At 66.3% G+C, this 16,342-nt stretch carries 17 protein-coding genes and 1 pseudogene; 2 read left to right on the top strand and 16 right to left on the bottom strand.

The window, feature by feature from the left end; translation table 11 throughout:
* Together ACIQ6O_RS05110 and rpsO are read right to left on the bottom strand one after the other, a co-directional pair.
* Positions 1-2,086 (bottom strand): polyribonucleotide nucleotidyltransferase (locus ACIQ6O_RS05110; RefSeq protein ID WP_396206709.1); only part of this gene is annotated, 2,086 nt, incomplete at its 3' end.
* A gap of 78 nt (positions 2,087-2,164) precedes the next feature.
* Positions 2,165-2,425: a 30S ribosomal protein S15 gene (gene rpsO, locus ACIQ6O_RS05105; RefSeq protein ID WP_396206708.1), complete on the bottom strand. Its 261-nt coding sequence runs from the start codon at positions 2,423-2,425 to the stop codon at positions 2,165-2,167.
* A 135-nt stretch (positions 2,426-2,560) separates the two neighbouring features.
* Between rpsO and ACIQ6O_RS05100 the strand changes: the two genes are divergently transcribed.
* A complete protein-coding gene (locus ACIQ6O_RS05100) occupies positions 2,561-4,153 on the top strand; it encodes a protein kinase (RefSeq protein WP_396206707.1) in 1,593 nt (530 codons plus the stop codon).
* Positions 4,154-4,192: 39 nt separating this feature from the next.
* On the opposite strand, the gene ACIQ6O_RS05095 is transcribed toward ACIQ6O_RS05100, so the two are convergent.
* The 11 genes from ACIQ6O_RS05095 to rplM form a co-directional block, all read right to left on the bottom strand.
* Positions 4,193-4,561 (bottom strand): hypothetical protein, encoded by a 369-nt coding sequence (locus tag ACIQ6O_RS05095; protein ID WP_396206706.1) that lies wholly within the window; start codon positions 4,559-4,561, stop codon positions 4,193-4,195.
* A gap of 74 nt (positions 4,562-4,635) precedes the next feature.
* Complete coding sequence (gene rseP, locus ACIQ6O_RS05090; protein WP_396206705.1) at positions 4,636-5,823, bottom strand: RIP metalloprotease RseP; 1,188 nt, start codon at positions 5,821-5,823, stop codon at positions 4,636-4,638.
* 5 nt (positions 5,824-5,828) lie between these two features.
* A complete protein-coding gene (gene dxr, locus ACIQ6O_RS05085; protein ID WP_396206704.1) occupies positions 5,829-6,971 on the bottom strand; it encodes a 1-deoxy-D-xylulose-5-phosphate reductoisomerase in 1,143 nt (380 codons plus the stop codon).
* Positions 6,972-7,009: 38 nt separating this feature from the next.
* On the bottom strand, positions 7,010-7,873 hold the full coding sequence (locus ACIQ6O_RS05080; RefSeq protein WP_396206703.1) for a phosphatidate cytidylyltransferase: 864 nt from the start codon (positions 7,871-7,873) through the stop codon (positions 7,010-7,012).
* Between the two features lie 12 nt (positions 7,874-7,885).
* Positions 7,886-8,635, bottom strand: a complete 750-nt coding sequence (locus ACIQ6O_RS05075) for an isoprenyl transferase (RefSeq protein WP_396206702.1) — start codon at positions 8,633-8,635, stop codon at positions 7,886-7,888.
* A gap of 51 nt (positions 8,636-8,686) precedes the next feature.
* On the bottom strand, positions 8,687-9,238 hold the full coding sequence (gene frr, locus ACIQ6O_RS05070; RefSeq protein ID WP_396206701.1) for a ribosome recycling factor: 552 nt from the start codon (positions 9,236-9,238) through the stop codon (positions 8,687-8,689).
* On the bottom strand, positions 9,235-9,984 hold the full coding sequence (gene pyrH / locus ACIQ6O_RS05065; RefSeq protein ID WP_396206700.1) for a UMP kinase: 750 nt from the start codon (positions 9,982-9,984) through the stop codon (positions 9,235-9,237). The genes frr and pyrH overlap by 4 nt, the downstream gene beginning before the upstream one ends.
* 6 nt (positions 9,985-9,990) lie before the next feature.
* Positions 9,991-10,872 (bottom strand): translation elongation factor Ts, encoded by an 882-nt coding sequence (gene tsf / locus ACIQ6O_RS05060; RefSeq protein ID WP_396206699.1) that lies wholly within the window; start codon positions 10,870-10,872, stop codon positions 9,991-9,993.
* A gap of 164 nt (positions 10,873-11,036) precedes the next feature.
* The gene (rpsB, locus tag ACIQ6O_RS05055) at positions 11,037-11,972 is read right to left on the bottom strand and encodes a 30S ribosomal protein S2 (RefSeq protein WP_396206698.1); all 936 of its coding nucleotides are present in this window, start codon (positions 11,970-11,972) and stop codon (positions 11,037-11,039) included.
* A 150-nt stretch (positions 11,973-12,122) separates the two neighbouring features.
* Positions 12,123-12,512: a 30S ribosomal protein S9 gene (rpsI, locus tag ACIQ6O_RS05050; protein WP_396206697.1), complete on the bottom strand. Its 390-nt coding sequence runs from the start codon at positions 12,510-12,512 to the stop codon at positions 12,123-12,125.
* A complete protein-coding gene (rplM, locus tag ACIQ6O_RS05045; RefSeq protein ID WP_396206696.1) occupies positions 12,512-12,961 on the bottom strand; it encodes a 50S ribosomal protein L13 in 450 nt (149 codons plus the stop codon). Before rplM ends, rpsI begins: the two co-directional genes overlap by 1 nt.
* Before the next feature lie 373 nt (positions 12,962-13,334).
* Here rplM and mscL point away from each other — a divergent pair, with 373 nt between their 5' ends.
* A complete protein-coding gene (mscL, locus tag ACIQ6O_RS05040; protein WP_396206695.1) occupies positions 13,335-13,688 on the top strand; it encodes a large conductance mechanosensitive channel protein MscL in 354 nt (117 codons plus the stop codon).
* A 43-nt stretch (positions 13,689-13,731) separates the two neighbouring features.
* Here the strand turns inward: mscL and ACIQ6O_RS05035 are convergent, their stop codons facing one another.
* From ACIQ6O_RS05035 to ACIQ6O_RS05025, 3 genes and pseudogenes are all read right to left on the bottom strand, one after another.
* Entirely contained in the window at positions 13,732-14,244 is a 513-nt protein-coding gene (locus tag ACIQ6O_RS05035; protein WP_396206694.1) for a biotin/lipoyl-containing protein, read from the bottom strand.
* Entirely contained in the window at positions 14,241-15,668 is a 1,428-nt protein-coding gene (locus tag ACIQ6O_RS05030; RefSeq protein ID WP_396206693.1) for a class I SAM-dependent RNA methyltransferase, read from the bottom strand. Before ACIQ6O_RS05030 ends, ACIQ6O_RS05035 begins: the two co-directional genes overlap by 4 nt.
* Positions 15,665-16,342: pseudogene (locus ACIQ6O_RS05025) on the bottom strand (acetyl-CoA carboxylase biotin carboxylase subunit); the annotation flags it as partial. The pseudogene ACIQ6O_RS05025 and the gene ACIQ6O_RS05030, both read right to left, overlap by 4 nt.

Below are 16,342 nucleotides of genomic sequence, written 5' to 3'. Positions count from 1 at the left end.
CTTCGGGCTTCGGCAGCAGCGCCTTCATGCTGAGGCGGAGGCGGCCACGCTCGTCGCGATCGACCAGCTTCACCGTGACGCGATCGCCCTTCTTGCACACGTCTTCGGGCTTCTCGACGCGCTCCCATTTCATCTCGGACACGTGCAGCAGCGCTTCGGTACCCGGCATGATTTCGACGAAGGCGCCGAACGCGGTCACGGTCTTCACCGTGCCTTCGTACGTTTCGCCCACGACCGGCTCGGCGGTGATGGCCATGACCATCTGCTTCGCCCGCTCCATGCTCTCGCCGCCCACCGCGGCGATCGTCACCGTACCATCGTCGTCGACCGTGAGCTCGGCACCCGTCTCTTCCTGGATGCCGCGGATGTTCTTGCCCTTCGGACCGATGAGCTCGCCGATCTTGTCGACCGGGATCTGCACCGTCACGATGCGCGGCGCGTACATCGACAGCTCGGCGCGCGGCGCGGCCAACGCCTTGTCCATCTCGCCGAGAATGTGGAAGCGGCCTTCCTTCGCCTGCGCGAGCGCCTCTTCCATGATCTTGAGGTCGAGCCCCTCGATCTTGATGTCCATCTGGATGGACGTGATGCCATCCTTCGTGCCGGCGACCTTGAAGTCCATGTCACCGAGGTGGTCTTCGGTGCCCAGGATGTCGGTGAGAATCGCGTACTTCTTGCCTTCCTTGATCAGCCCCATCGCCACACCGGCCACGGCCGCCTTCATGGGCACGCCGGCATCGAACAGCGCGAGCGAGCCACCGCACACCGACGCCATCGACGACGAGCCGTTGGACTCGAGCACATCGGAAACGATGCGGATGGTATACGGGAAGTCGGCGAAGTCGGGGAGCACGCCCTGCAGCGCGCGCTCGGCCAGGTTGCCGTGGCCGATTTCGCGACGGCTGGTGCCGCGCATCGGGCGCACTTCACCGGTCGAGAACGGCGGGAAGTTGTAGTGCAGCATGAACGAACGCGTGACTTCGCCCGCTTCCTTGATGGAATCGAGACGCTGTGCGTCCTTGGCGGTGCCCAGCGTCGCGGCGACAAGCGCCTGCGTCTGGCCACGCGTGAAGAGCGACGAGCCGTGGGCACGCGGCAACACGCTGCTGTCGATGCTGATGCCACGCACTTCGTTCGGCTTGCGGCCGTCGACGCGCAGGTTGGTATCGAGTACCTGAGCACGCAGCTCGTTGTACTCGACATCGCCGAGCACCGAGTGGATGTCCTTGGCATTGTCAGGGAACTCGACGAGCAGCTGCTCGGCCAGTGCCTTCTTCGCCTTCTCGACCGCTTCGATACGCGTGTGCTTGTCCTTCTGGTTCAGCGCCGTGCGGATCGGGCCGCTGGCGGCCTCCTTCACGCGCGTGGCGATCGCTTCCGGCGTCTCGGCCTTGGTCCACGCCATCTTGGGCTGCTGCACCTTGGCGAGCAGCTCCGTCTGCATGGCGATGAGTTCGCGGATGCCGTCGTGCGAGAGGCGCAGCGACTCGAGCACGTCCTCCTCGGACACCTCGAGCGCGCCACCTTCCACCATGACGATGGAATCCTGCGAACCGGCCACCACGAGCTCCATGTCGGAGAACGCGAGCTGCTGGAACGTGGGGTTGAGCACCCAGTGCCCCTGCACGCGACCCACGCGCACCCCGGCGATCGGGCCGAGGAAGGGGATCTTGGAGGCGTTCAGCGCGAACGAGGCGGCGACCAGCGCCAGCACGTCGGCGTCATTCTCCTGGTCGGCGGAGATGACGTAGATGAACACCTGGACTTCGTTCTTGAAGCCCTCGGGGAACAGCGGGCGGATCGAGCGATCGATGATGCGCGCCGCCAGGATCTCATGATCGTGCGGGCGCCCTTCGCGCTTGATGAATCCGCCCGGGATTTTCCCGGCGGCGTAGGTCTTCTCCTTGTACTCGACGGTCAAGGGGAAGAAGGGGAGCGGGCTCTGGTTCTCGCTCACCGTGACGGCGGCGAGCACCATGGTCTCGCCGAACTGGACGACTGCGGAACCCGCTGCCTGCTTCGCCATCCGACCGGTTTCGATAACCAGGGGGCGACCGGCGAACGTCCGCTCGATTCGATGCATCATCAGCTGTGTAACCTCATGAGAACGCAAATCGCGCGGGAGGCAGTTGTGCCCCCGCGCGACGACGTGACAGAACTCTGCTTAGTAGCGGAGCCCAAGGTCCTGCACGAGCGTGCGATACTGCTGCACGTCCGTACGCTTCAGATAGTCCAAGAGACGGCGGCGCTTACCCACCATCTTGAGGAGGCCGCGACGACCATGATGGTCCTTCGCATGCGTACGGAAATGACCCGTCAGGTAATTGATCCGCTCAGTGAGGAGCGCGATCTGTACGCGGGTCGAGCCGGTGTCCCCTTCGTGGGCCCGGAACTTGTCGATCGTGGTAGCCTTGTCGAACGCCATCGTCGTTGTATTCTCAGCCGTTATCCGAGCTGTCATCGCGCTAACGTGCGCGACGTTCATCGCGGGTCTATTGCGCGCAATTGCAGGTAGCACGGTAGCTTACTCGACTCTGGCCCCCCTGTAAAGGACCTCGACGTGCCCGAACGCTATCTGGGGCGAACAATCGGGAAGTATCGGGTCATCCGCCACTTGGGGACGGGAGCGTTCTCCTGGGTCTACGAGGCGATCGATCTGGACCTCGAGATCCCGGTCGCCCTCAAGATCCTTCGGCCGGAGTTCGCCGGACAGGAGGGAGCCGAGGGCCGGTTTCGCCGCGAAGCGGCGACCGCCGCCAAACTCCGCCATCCGCATATCGTCACCGTGCGCGATGTCGGACACGTCGACGGCGCGGCCTTCGTGGCCATGGACCTGTACCCGCTCACCCTGGGCCGCCGGCTCACCCTGATGGGCCGCCTGCCCGAGCCGGACGTCGTGCGCCTCGGCATCGGCATCGCGGCCGCGCTCGCCGTCGCGCACGCCAGCCGGATCGTCCACCGCGATATCAAGCCGGACAACATTCTCCTCGACGCGAACGGGGAGGCCGTCGTGGCCGACTTCGGGCTCGCGCGGGCCCTCGCGGCGTCCACCGGTTCAGTCGACACCAACACGGTTCAGGGAACCCCGCATTACTTCAGCCCCGAGCAGGCGCGCGGACACGATCTCGACGGGCGCAGTGATCTCTACTCTCTGGGCGTCACGCTGTATCGCGCGGCAACGGGAGTACTGCCGTTCGAGGGCGACGACTGGTACGCGGTCGCCCGCCAGCATGTGGAGACGCCCCCGCCGCCCCCGCGTGCGCGGGTCCCCGACCTGTCCCCCGAGTTCGAAGCGCTCCTCCTCCGTCTGCTGGCCAAGGACCCGGCGCACCGCTACGCCAGCGCGCTGCACGTCGTCGATGCACTGGCCGCGCTCCCGACCGCGCCCGGCACCAGCGCCGCGCGTCCCCGCCTCGGCACGGAGACCGTCGACAGCTTTCGCCCGACGCCCCCTGCCCCTTCGCGTGCCTGGCCGGCTGCGGCGCTGCTCCTGGTCGGCATAGTCGGGTGGATGATCTGGGACCGCGTACAGGCCTCACGCGTGCCCGCGACGCCGCCCCAACGGCGCGCCGTCGCTGACACCGCACAGAAACCGCGCGAGGACAGTGTCGTGCCGTCGCCAATCGCGGCCGATACCAGCGTGCCGGTCATCGCCAGCCCCGCCAGACCACGTCCCAGCCCGGCCGTCCCCCGAACGGCCCATCTCGATATCGTGGCCAGCGATTCCGCGGCGATCTACGTCGACAACCGGCAGGTCGGGGTCATGCGCTGGAGCGGAGACGTGCCGCCAGCGTCGCGCCTCCCCGTTCGAGCCGTCATCGCCGATGCCAGTACGTCCTGTACGACGGCGCTGCGCGACACCGTGCTTACTGGCCTCAGGGCGGGGCAACGGATTCAAGTCACCCTCGCTGTTCGCGCCTGCGCCGTGGTGCGCTACCGCGTCCAGCCGCGCGATGCACGGGTACAGTTTGTCCCCCTCGACGGTGGGCGCAGCTACGAGACGCGGGCCGACAGTGTGGAATCGTATTCGCTGCCGGTCGGTCGGTACCTCATGCGCATCTCCGCCCCGTATTGCATCGTGTTCTCCGATACGGTGGTCGTGACGCGCAGCAGCAGCAGTGTGGTCGTGCCCCGCAAGCTGGTGTGCAGCTGACGCCACGGCTGCCGAACCGCCGTTGCTCGCCGCTGACCGCTAGGGAAAGAGCTCCCGCCCGATCATCGTAGCCGTCGCCCCAGCCGCCGCCCCCGCCCAGAAGCGCGCCGATTTCCACCACGGCAAGGCTGGACGCACAACGAGCAGGAAGTGATCAGCCTTCACTCTGGTCACCTGACCCGTCACAACCGCAGTGGCACTTTCCCCGGACCGCGACACGACGAGCATGCGCGCCACAAGCGCATCCCGTTGCGCGGGATCCACCACGTAACTCTGCAACCCCGGTCGCACCCACGCCGCCTCACGTACGCGAAACGTCGCCGTGGAATCGCTGACGCTATCGATCTCGAAGCGCGCCGCATCCCGCGGAATGCGCGGCATCGGCGACGCGTTGACGCCGGACGCCACGGTCGGGCGCCACGCGGGGAGACCATGGCATCCGCCGAAGATCAGCCACGCGCTCGCCGCCAGTACCCCGCGCCTCACTGCGTGAAAACCGACCGCAGATCGTTGAAGGTGACCAGCAGAATGAGCGCCAGGACCGCGAGCACCCCAACCCGGGCGAAGGCCTCGCGCGTGCGCATGCTGAACGTGCCCCCCTTGATTCGCTCGGCCAGGACCATAAGAATCTGACCGCCGTCGAGAACCGGAATGGGGACGAGATTGAGAATCGCGATATTCAGGCTCAGGAACGCAATGAGCGACCAGAGTGTCTCGGCGCCGTTTCGTGCGGCCTGCACCGACGTGCGCGCGATCTGAATGGGGCCGCCGAGGTTCTTGGCTGACACCTCACCTTTCACCAGCCCGCCCAGAACGGCCACGACGTTACGCGCCATACCCCAGGTGGCCTCACCACCGCGCGCAACGGCGCTCCCGAGCGACACGGGCTCGCGCACCACGGAGTCGAGGACCATCATCCCCACACGACCGACCTTTCTCGGCGCCCCGGTCACGGGGTCCTGCGCCTCCGCCACTTGCGGCGTGATGGCCGTCTGCACGCGCTCGCTGCCGCGTGCGATGACGAACGTGACCGTCCCCGAGGTGACGGGTGACACGCGAGCAATGACCTCATCCCACGCGCGCACGGCTTCACCATTGATCGACACGATACGGTCACCGCTGCGGAGTCCTGCGAGCGCCGCCGGCGCCCCCGGCACCACGGAATCGATCACCGCCGGCACGTACCGATTGCCGTAGGTGTAGTACAGCCCGCTCGAGACCGAGATGGTGAGCAGAATGTTCATGATCACCCCGGCCGACAGGATGAACACGCGGGCGAGCGCCGACTTGTTCTCCACCCAACGATTGGCGGGAACGGGCTTTGGGCCGAACGGAGCCATGCCTTGCGGATCCCAGAGCGAAGCAGGCACGCCGTCGGGACGCACCGGCGTGGCGTCGAGTGAACCGCGATCCGCTTCCGCACCCTCGATCCCAGCCAACGCATCGTCGTCGCGCGACGCCATGCGCACGAAGCCACCGAGCGGAATGAGGGAAATCCGATAGTCGGTTTCGCCCCGCTTCACCCCGAAGATGCGACGCCCCCACCCGAGGGAGAACACGGGCGCGTACACCCCGCACAGCTTGGCCGCCACGAAATGGCCAAGTTCGTGCACGAACACGACGAGACCGAACACCAGCAGTGGCGCGATATAGACCGACAGCGACGACATACCCGTCACGCCTCCTGTGCGATACGAGACTTCACATGATCACGCGCGGCGGCATCGGCCGCGAGTAGCGTTTCGAGCGAATCACCGGGAGCACCGGCCAGATCCTGCAGCGCCTCGGCAACCCGTTCGGCGATGCCGCCGAAGCTCAGTGCTCCGGCGAGAAACTGGGCAACGGCCTCCTCGTTCGCCGCATTGAAGACCGCGGGCGCCGCACCGCCGGCGCGCCCCGCCGATATCCCCAAGCCCAACATCGGGAACTGTTCGTGCCGCACGTGCTCGAACGTGAGTCCGCCCAGCGCCACCGGGTCGAACGATGGTACGCCAGTATCGGCCACACGTTCCGGCCAGGTGAGCGCATACAAGATAGGGAGTTCCATGCTCGGCACCCCCATTTGTGCCAGCACGCTGCCGTCCACGAACTCAACGAACGAGTGAATGATGCTCTGCGGATGCACCACGACCTCGATGCGGTCGTAGGGCACGCCGAACAAGTGATGCGCCTCGATGACCTCGAGCGCCTTGTTGGCGAGCGTCGCGCTGTCGATGGTGATCTTGCTCCCCATCTGCCAGGTGGGGTGCTTGAGGGCATCGGCCCGCGTGGCCTGCGCAATTCTTTCGGCCGGCCATGTGCGGAACGGCCCACCGGATGCCGTGAGAATGAGGCGCTTGACCTCGTGCGGCTGCCGCCCCGCGAGGCACTGCAGGATGGCCGAGTGCTCGCTGTCGACCGGCACGAGCTCGGCACCGTGCTCACGCGCCGTCCGCGTCACGATGTCGCCTGCCACGACCAACGTTTCCTTGTTGGCCAACGCGACGCGCTTGCCCTGTCGCAACGCCGCGAGCGTGGCCGGCAATCCCGCGGCCCCCACCACCGCATTGATGACAATCGACGCATCGGGGTGAGTGGCCGCCTCCACGAGACACTCGGGGCCACGGCCCCAGCCGGACGGCGCCTCCACGGAGCCTTGCACCAGGCCAACGTAGGCCGGGCCAAACTGCGCCACCTGTTCGGCGAGCGCCGCCGCGTTGCCATTGGCGGTCATGGCCACCGGCACGAACCGATCGCGCTGACGCTCGAGCACCTTGAGGGCACTCTTGCCGATGGACCCCGTGGCACCCAGGAGCGCTACGCCGACTGGCGATGGCACGTCAGACGCGGGCGACGTGGCGTGAAACAGTGAAGCCGTCATCGGGCACCAGGAGCCGGGATCAACAGCCAATCGTACAACGCGTAGGCCGCAGGGAGCACGAAGAAGAGCGAATCGAGACGATCGAGGACACCACCGTGGCCGGGAAAGAGCGTCCCGCTGTCCTTCACCCCGGCCTCGCGCTTGAGCAGCGACTCGGCGAGATCACCGACCTGCGCGATGATGCTGATCGCCACACCGAACACCACAATGCCCGTGGGCGTAAAGGCCAGCTGCGCCTTCGGCACGAGGAGGCCGTACGTAAACGCGTAGGTGGCAGCCACCGTGACGAGCACCCCTCCGACGGCACCAGCGACCGTCTTCCCCGGGCTCACACTGGGAATGAGTTTGCGGCCACCGATGAGGCGCCCGCTGAAATACGCGCCCGTGTCACTCGCCCACGTAAGAACGACCGGGAAGAGCACGCTTAAGGCGCCTGCCGTCTCCCCCACGGCATAGTTGTGATAGCGAAGCACATAGGCGAAGCTGAGCGTCGCCCCCGTATACAGTGCACCGAACACGGTGGTGCTGGCGGCACCCAGCGGTTTGCCGTCGACACCGCGCATCCAAATGGCGAGCCCCAAAACGGCTAGCACACTCAATACCCAGGCGTACATCGGGACGGTCAGCACCCCGAGCAGCTGACCGTGCACGCCGATGGGGATGCACGCCGACAACACGACGCCGATGGCAGCGAGTGGCGTGGCGCCACCTGCCTGGGCCATGCGATAGAACTCCCACGCGGCCACGGCAGACAACGCGCCGAGCATGGTGGCGAGTGGCGCACCGCCAATCCAGATGATCCCGATGGCGAGCGGCGCACCGATGAGCGCCACGATAACACGACGTCCGAATTCGTTCACGACCCGATGGAATTACGTGGACACGCGGCCGAACCGCCGGTCGCGTCGCTGAAAATCACAGATGGCTTCGAACAAGGCCGCGCGATTGAAGTCGGGCCACAGGACGCTCGAGATGTAGAGCTCCGCGTACGCCACCTGCCATAGCAGGAAGTTCGAGAGCCGACGCTCGCCGGATGTGCGAATAAGCAAATCGGGATCTGGGCAGCCGGCGGTGAAAAGACGGCTGCGGAACTGCGCCTCGTCGATGTCGTCCGGCGTGAGTGTTCCGCGCTGCACATCACGCGCCAGCTCACGGGCGGCGCGCACGAGTTCAGCGCGCCCTCCGTACGAAATGAACAGATTGAGACCGAGTCGCGTGCCGCTGGCCGTTTCGCGACGCACTCGATCCACGGCCGACGCCGCGGCGGGACTGAGGCGATCAAGGTCGCCGTGCACGTGTACGTGCACCCCCTGCTTCGCGAGGTCGGCGGCCTCTCGGGCGATGAACTCCTCGAGCAGCGACATAAGCGCCGACACCTCGGTTTCCGGCCGCTGCCAATTCTCCTGCGAGAAGGCGAACAGCGAGAGCCACTCCACGCCGGCGTCGAGGCACCCCTCGACCACGGCGCGCACCGCCTTCATTCCCGACCGATGTCCGAACGGGCGCGGCATGTGCCGCTCCCTCGCCCAGCGGCCATTGCCATCCATGATGATGGCAATGTGCCGCGGCACCGCCCCGTGCACGCGAATGCGTGCCAACAGATCCGACTCGGTGTCAGTCATGCAGGGGGGCGGTAACGGTGGGGCACAACGTGCGAGTCCGCGCGCGCGGACTCACACCGCCATGACTTCGGCTTCCTTCGTCTTCAACAAGGCCTCGAGCTTCGCGATCTCGTCGTCGTGCACCTTCTGCAGATCCTTCTCAGCGGTCTTCTTTTCGTCCTCCGACACGCCGTCGAGCTTCTTGATCTTGTCGCGGGCGTCGGTGCGCGCATGACGGATGGCGATTTTACCATCCTCGGCGAGTTTGTGCAGGATCTTCACAAGCTCCTTACGACGCTGCTCGGTCATGCTGGGCAGCGGCACGCGGATGATGCCGTTCTGGTGCGCCGGATCGAGGCCCAGGTCGGACTCGCGAATGGCCTTCTCGATCGCCTTCGCCTGCCCCTTGTCGAACGGGGTGACGAGAAGAATGCGCGGCTCGGGTGCCGACACCGTCGCCACCTGATTGAGGGGCACCAACGAGCCGTACGCTTCCACCTTGATCGTGTCGAGCATGTTGGGCGACGCCTTGCCCGAGCGGATTCCCGAAAACTCCTTCTTCGAATTCTCGAGGGCCTTCTCCATGCCGGCCTTCGCGTCCTTCAGAATCTGCGATGTGCTCATGAAACCAATGTCCCCACGCGCTCGCCACGAATGGCACGGGCGATCGCGCCTTGACGGTGAAGGTTGAGTACGACGAGCGGCAGCTGATTCTCCTTGCAGAGTGTGATGGCCGTCTGGTCCATCACACGCAGCTCTTCGAGCATCACGTCGCGATAACTGATCGTCTCGTACAGCGTGGCATTCGGATCCTTCTTCGGATCGGCCGAGTACACCCCATCCACACTGGTGGCCTTGATGATCACATCGGCCTTCATCTGGATGGCACGCAGCACGGCAGCCGTGTCCGTGGAAAAATACGGATTCCCGGTGCCGGCGGCAAAGATGACGGTGCGCCCCTTCTCGAAGTGCCGGAGAGCGCGGCGGCGGATATACGGCTCCGCCAGCTCTTCCATGCGGATCGCCGTCATGACCCGGGTATCGAGCCCCTTCTTTTCCAGCACATCCTGCAGCGCCATCGCGTTGATGACGGTACCGAGCATGCCCATGTAATCGGCGCCGACCCGGTCCATACCCATCTGGGAGAGCTGGGTGCCGCGGACAATGTTGCCACCGCCGATCACCAGGCCGAGCTGCACCCCCATGCGGGCAACATCGACGATCTGGTCGGCGAAAAAGCCGATGCGTTCGAAATCGAAGCCCACCCCACGATCTCCGGCGAGGGCTTCACCGGAGATCTTGAGGAGGATGCGCTGAAAGCGCAGACCGGACCCGCTCGGCGCGTTCGCGCTGTGTGCGGTGTCGCTCATGGTCGTTTACTCGGCGCCGAGCTGCAGGCGCGCGAAACGGTCCACGGTGATCTCACCGCCCGCCTTCTTGGCGTGATCGGCGACGAGCTGCGCGATCGTCAGGCTGCCGTCGCGCACCCACGCCTGCGGCATGAGCGTCACGTCCTTGAGGAACGCCTCGACCTTGCCCGTGGCGATCTTCTCGATCATGGCTTCCGGCTTGCCAGTTTCACGCGCCTGCCCTTCGGCCACGCGCTTTTCGGCTTCGAGCTTCTCGGGCGAGACGCCGGCGCGATCGACCGCGATCGGCGCCGCCGCGGCGACGTGCTCGGCGATGTACTTCACGAGCTCCTTCGTGGCCTCGTGGTTCGCCACGTCCGCCGAGGACGCGGTGATCTGCACGATCGTCGCGAGCTTGCCGTTGTGGTGGCGGTACATGCCGACCTGACCGTTGGCACCGGCATCGAAACGCGCCGTGCGCTTCACGTTCACCGCCTCACCCGTCTTGGCGGCGGCCGCCTTCACGTACTCCTCCACCGACTCGTTCGGGCTGCCCGTCATGGGCTCGGCAAGGAACGCGTCGATGTCACCGGCCGACGACTGCACGCGATGGGCGAGGAGCGTGTTCACGATCTTGCCGAAGTCTTCGTTGCGCGCCACGAAGTCGGTTTCGCAGCCCACTTCCACGAGGGCGGCCGACGTGCCGTTGTTGAACACTTCGCCGGCCACGATGCCTTCGCTCGTTGAGCGGTCGGCGCGCTTCTCAGCCTTGGCAATGCCCTTCTTGCGGAGGTACTCGACGGCGGCGTTCATGTCGCCGTTGGTCTCTTCGAGCGCCTTCTTGCAATCGCCAATGCCTGCACTCGTGCGCTGGCGGAGTTCTGCCACGTCCTTGGTCGTGAATGCCATCGTCAGATCCTGTCTATCTCTGAAGGGTGCGCTATCGATACTGGGATGATACTACGGTTGCTACAACAACGCCGCCGGGAGGTGCCGGCGGCGTCGCGATCCTGCATCCTGGGAGGTGGCGCCGAGAGCGGCGCCCCTCCGGATTCCGTGCGTCAGGCCGGACCTTACTCGGCACTTTCGGCCGGAGCCGCGTCGTCGGCGCCTTCAGCGCCCGCGTCGCCACCCTTAAGGCGCGCCGCGATTGCTTCCGGCTTGGCACGACGGCGGCGCGGACGGCCACCACGGTCGTTGTTCCCACCGCGGTCGCCACCACCACGGTTGTCGCGGCCGCCGCGATCGCCGCGGTCAGCGCGCTCGGCGCCACGGTCGCTGGAGAACGTGTACGCCTCCTGCTCCTCTTCCTGCGGGCGGGCGGGCGCCTCACGGCGCGCCTCGTCGATCGTATCGGCGATGACCTTCGCGATCAGCTCGACCGAGCGGATGGCGTCGTCGTTACCAGCGATCGGCACCGTGATGAGGTCGGGATCGGCGTTCGTGTCGACGATGGCGACGATCGGCACCCCGAGCTTGTTGGCTTCGGAGACAGCGATGCGCTCCTTCTTCGAGTCGATGATGAACAGCAGCCCCGGGAGGCGGTTCATCGTCTTGATGCCCGAGAGGTACTTGGAGAGCTTCTCGCGCTGACGCGACATGAGAAGCTGTTCCTTCTTGGTGTAGTTCGCGAGCGAGCCATCCTCGCTGCCGGCCTCGAGCTCCTTGAGCTTCTTGACCTGCTTCTTGACCGTCTGGTAGTTGGTCAGCATGCCGCCGAGCCAGCGCTCGGTGACGAACATGCCGCCGCAGCGCGCGGCCTCGTCACGCACGATGGCGGCGAGCTGGCGCTTGGTGCAGACGAAGAGGACGTTCTCGCCGCGCAGGACGACCTCGCGGACGAGCTTCTGCGCCAGTTCGATCTGGCGGAGCGTCTTCTGCAGGTCGATGATGTGAATGCCGTTGCGCTCGGCGAAGATGAACCGGCGCATCTTGGGGTTCCAACGACGGGTCTGGTGCCCGAAGTGAACGCCCGCGGCGAGCAGCTGCTCGAGGGACGGAGTGGCCATGCGTGGAGTACCTGGTTGTTTGAGTTCGTCCGCGGCCGTCGTCGCCGGCAGCGACCGTTCCCTGAAGGAATCGGCACCCGCCACCAGCTCGGACCGCGTGAGAGATATGCTGGACAACGCGACCGGGGCCGCAGCCCCGGTCGCTGTTGCTTAGCGCTTGGAGAACTGGAAGCGCTTGCGGGCGCCAGCGCGGCCCGGCTTCTTACGCTCGACCTCACGCGCATCGCGCGTGAGCAGGCCGAACTCACGAAGCTTCTTCTTGTTGCCCTCGTCGACCTTCACGAGCGCACGAGCCACCGCGAGGCGCACCGCGCCCGCCTGACCTGACATGCCACCGCCATCGAGCGTGGCCTTCACATCGTACTGACCGAGCGTGTCGGTCAGCGTGAACGGCTGCTGGATGGCCGACACCAGCGTCGGACGCGGGAAGTAGTCACCCAGCGTACGACCGTTCACTTCCCACTTACCCGTGCCGGGCGTGAGATAAAGACGGCACACCGCTTCCTTGCGACGGCCGACGGCGTTGATCTGTTCCGACATTACTTGGCCTCGGCGGCGGAGAAGGTAAGCTTGGCCGGGCTCTGCGCCACGTGCGGATGGTCAGCACCGGCAAAGACGCGGAGCTTGCGACGGAGCACCTGACGACCCAGGGTGGTCTTCGGGAGCATGCCGTACACGGCCTTCTCGATCACGCGCTCCGGGTGCTTGGCCAGCATCGTGGCAAAGGGCGTGTGCTTCTCGTGGCCCATGTAGCCCGTGTGGCTGAAGTAGGTCTTCTGCTCGGCCTTGCGACCGGTGACCTGCACCTTCGACGCATTGATCACGATGACGAAGTCACCCGTGTCCATGTGCGGCGTGTACATGGGCTTGTGCTTGCCGCGGATGATCTTCGCGACTTCCGACGCGAGCCGGCCAAGGACCATTCCTTCCGCGTCGACGATGTACCACCGACGGTCGATATCCTTCGGGGTCGCGCTGTAGGTCTTCATGCTAACGTGATCCGTGCGTGTTGCGGAGAAGCCGTGGACCGTGGGCACATGCCCGCGGATCGGCCCCCGGCAAAGGGTTTGATAGCCGTGTGCCGTCCCTCACTCACAGGACGGACGCCCGACCGGTCGGCTTCCCGCGCCATACTGCGCGAAAATCGCCGAAAATCGGGACAGACTCGTAGCTTACACAGCTCTGAAGTGCCTGTCAATGCGGCGCTTGTGCCGACCCCCCCGAACCGGCACGGGGTCCGGTGAGCGCCCCGAGACAGCTGGGGGCACGCCACTCTTGCCACCAGCCGGTCCCAACGCCATGCTGCCGACGCCGGTTCCCCCCCGAGCCGATCTCCCCCCCGCCCCATAGGAGTCAGCACGCATGTCGATGATGTCGGAATTCAAGGAATTTGCCGTAAACGGCAGCGTCGTGGACCTCGCCGTCGGCGTGGTCATCGGCGGCGCCTTCCAGAAAATCGTTGACAGCATGGTCAGCGACATCATCATGCCCGTCGTCGGACTCCTCACCGGTGGGATCGACTTCACGAACCGGTTCATCACCGTGGGCGGCGGAACGTTCGCCACGCTGGAAGAAGCGAAAAAGGCCGGGGCGCCCACGGTCGCCTACGGCCTCTTTCTGAACCAGATATTGACGTTTGTCATCGTGGCGTTCACGCTCTTCCTCGTCATCAAGGGAGTCAACCGGATGCGCCGCGAAGTGCCGGCCAAGGGCTGAGCCTCGGAGCACCGCACGCCCCCGGGGGCGCTCCTGGTCGCCTTCAGCCCTCGACGGCGCCGAGGTCGATCAGGACCGCCCCCTTCTCCACCGCCTGCCCCGCGCTCACCCGGATGGCCGTGACCACCCCGGCTGCCGAGGCCCGAAGCTCGTTCTCCATCTTCATCGCCTCGATCACGGCCAGCCCCTGACCGGCGACCACCGTGTCCCCAACGGCCACGGCAATGCGCACCACCAGCCCGGGCATGGGGGCCACGAGCGGCGCCGGCCCACTCGCCTTCGCCGTGGCAGCCGTGAGATCCTTGATCGCGCGCATGCGCTCGTCGAGCGCCTCGACTTCAATCCGGGCACCATCCACATCGAGCTGCCACGCGCCTCGCGACGCCCCACGGCGCGCCACCACCCGGTGCACCTGCTCCCCGATCCGCACCAACCGCACCGGCGTGCCCGCAACAGCCGTTAGCGAGACATCCGTTCGCTCGCCATCCACCTCGGCGTGCGCCCCGTCGAGTTCGACGACGATCCGTTGGCCGTTCACATCCACGAGATACTTCATGCGCTCTCCCGATGCAGGACGCACACGGTCTCCACGTGGGCGGTCTGCGGAAACATGTCGAAACAGTGCACGCGCTCTACACGCCACGACGGAAGCCGGGCGAGATCGCGAGCCAGGGTTGCGGGATCACAACTCACATACACCACACCACGCACGTGGCGCTGCGCCGGCGCTTCCAACCAACCGGTCACATCGACGTGCACCCCGCGCCGCGGCGGATTGAGCACCACCACATCGGTGGCCACGTCGAGCGAGGCCACGGCACGCTCCATCAAGTCACACACGACCCGCGACCGGCCCCCTGCCTCGCCGGCCTGCGCCAGACGCGCGACCGCACTCTCGGCCCCAGCGGGATCCGCTTCCACAGCCACCACCGGCACACCGGCCTGCGCCAGCCGCTCCGCCAGCATGCCCGTGCCGGCATAGCCATCGAGCACGCGCGTCGGGGAGAACTGCAGTACCGCGTCGAACACCATCTGGCGAAGCCGTGACGCAATGCCCGCGTTCACCTGAGCGAACGCGAGCGCCTCGCGCGCCTGCGGGAGATAATCGGCGACGGGGGCCCCCTGGTCGCTCCGCGTAGCGGTTGTCGCTGCAACAGTGGGGGCCGGGGTCCACCACACGCCGCGCACCCGGGCATCCGCGCGCTTGATGGCATCGGTCCACTCCTCCTGCTGCGGCCAGTCACGTCCTCCCTCGAGTACCACCTGCACGCTGGGATCGCTGGCGTCGGCCGCGCCGCCCGCCCCCACCTCTCCCTCGAGGCGAAGCCCCAGGCGCAGCGAGGCAGGACCGCCGCGTTCGTCCGCGACGACGGGGAGCGATACCGCACCACTCCGCAGCACCGAACGGATGCTGCCCCACACCGCCACCAGCGCGGGGTGCGCGATCAGACACGTCTCCAGCGCGAACACCCGCGACGGGTCATCGTGTGCGTGCAGCCCGCCGATCCACCGGCTGCCCGAGCGGCGAAGAGTGAGCGTGAGGCGGCTGCGATACCCCCACGCCTCGCCGGTATCGAGCGGGGGAAGCGTAATCTCGCGGCGGCCGATACGCCGCAACGTCTCCTGCACGATCTGCCGGCGTGCCTGCTGCTGCGTATCCGCATCGAGGTGCTGCAACTGACAGCCCCCGCATCGATCTCGCTCGTAGTGCACACAGGGCGGCTCCACGCGATGCGCCGACGGTGCAAGGATCTGCAAGACCCGTCCACGGCCATGGCGTGCGTACGACACGTACGCGACCTGCGCCACATCGCCAGGCGCCGTGCGTGGCACGAACACGGCCATTCCGTCGGCTCGCGCCACTCCGTCACCACCGGCCGCGATGCGATCGATGGTGAGCGTCTGCACCGATTCCGGGAGTCGCGACGTTCGCGATGGAATATCGCGGCGGGCGGCCTTGCGAGGGGGACGTCGCTTCACGACGGACGCAGCCCCTCGCGACGCGCCACGGCCGCCCACGTCAGCGTGCTGCCACCACGCGCGCTCTCGCCGGCGCCGAGCGCGCCGCTCCCCCCGCTCGTGCCGGCACTCCGCCCGGCCGTGCGCTCCTCATGCGCCACCAGCGCGGCCGCAATGGCTGCCAACCGCAACGTCTCACGATCAGCGGTCGGTGCGGTGAGCGTGGGCAACCGCTGTTCGAGCCACTGGATGCTGATGTCGCCGGACTGGAACTCGGCGTCATCCATCACGCGCAAATGGAACCCGCGCGACGTTTCGATGCCATCGATGGTGAGCTCGTGCAAGGCGCGACGCATCCGCGAGATGGCGAGCGCGCGAGTCGGTGCATGCACGATCAGCTTCGCAAGCATGGGATCGTAGTGCAGGCCAACCTCGCTGCCGGCCTCGATCCCGCCGTCCCATCGCACGCCGGGCCCACTCGGCAAATGCAGGTACTCGATTCGACCCGTACTCGGCAGAAAGCCGTTCGACGGATCCTCGCTCGTGATGCGGCACTCCATGGCCCAGCCCCGCGGCGTGAAATCCTTCTGCGTGAAGGGCAGCTTCTCGCCCGACGCCACGCGGATCTGCCACTGCACCAGATCGATCCCCATGACGAGTTCCGTGACCGGATGCTCCACCTGGATGCGCGTGTT

Source organism: Gemmatimonas sp., from assembly GCF_044345575.1.
Taxonomy (GTDB): Bacteria; Gemmatimonadota; Gemmatimonadetes; order Gemmatimonadales; family Gemmatimonadaceae; genus Gemmatimonas.
The sequence above is the reverse complement of the archived record's forward strand: the minus strand, read 5'-3'. Positions and strand labels throughout refer to the sequence as shown.

Bases quoted from the DNA above. Each gene is read 5' to 3' on its own strand.
- pyrH (WP_396206700.1), bottom strand. From the start codon at position 9,984: ATGAGCGACACCGCACACAGCGCGAACGCGCCGAGCGGGTCCGGTCTG.
- rpsO (WP_396206708.1), bottom strand. From the start codon at position 2,425: ATGGCGTTCGACAAGGCTACCACGATCGACAAGTTCCGGGCCCACGAA.
- tsf (WP_396206699.1), bottom strand. From the start codon at position 10,872: ATGGCATTCACGACCAAGGACGTGGCAGAACTCCGCCAGCGCACGAGT.
- ACIQ6O_RS05075 (WP_396206702.1), bottom strand. From the start codon at position 8,635: ATGACTGACACCGAGTCGGATCTGTTGGCACGCATTCGCGTGCACGGG.
- mscL (WP_396206695.1), top strand. From the start codon at position 13,335: ATGTCGATGATGTCGGAATTCAAGGAATTTGCCGTAAACGGCAGCGTC.
- frr (WP_396206701.1), bottom strand. From the start codon at position 9,238: ATGAGCACATCGCAGATTCTGAAGGACGCGAAGGCCGGCATGGAGAAG.
- ACIQ6O_RS05035 (WP_396206694.1), bottom strand. From the start codon at position 14,244: ATGAAGTATCTCGTGGATGTGAACGGCCAACGGATCGTCGTCGAACTC.
- rpsB (WP_396206698.1), bottom strand. From the start codon at position 11,972: ATGGCCACTCCGTCCCTCGAGCAGCTGCTCGCCGCGGGCGTTCACTTC.
- rpsI (WP_396206697.1), bottom strand. From the start codon at position 12,512: ATGTCGGAACAGATCAACGCCGTCGGCCGTCGCAAGGAAGCGGTGTGC.
- rplM (WP_396206696.1), bottom strand. From the start codon at position 12,961: ATGAAGACCTACAGCGCGACCCCGAAGGATATCGACCGTCGGTGGTAC.
- rseP (WP_396206705.1), bottom strand. From the start codon at position 5,823: ATGTCGTCGCTGTCGGTCTATATCGCGCCACTGCTGGTGTTCGGTCTC.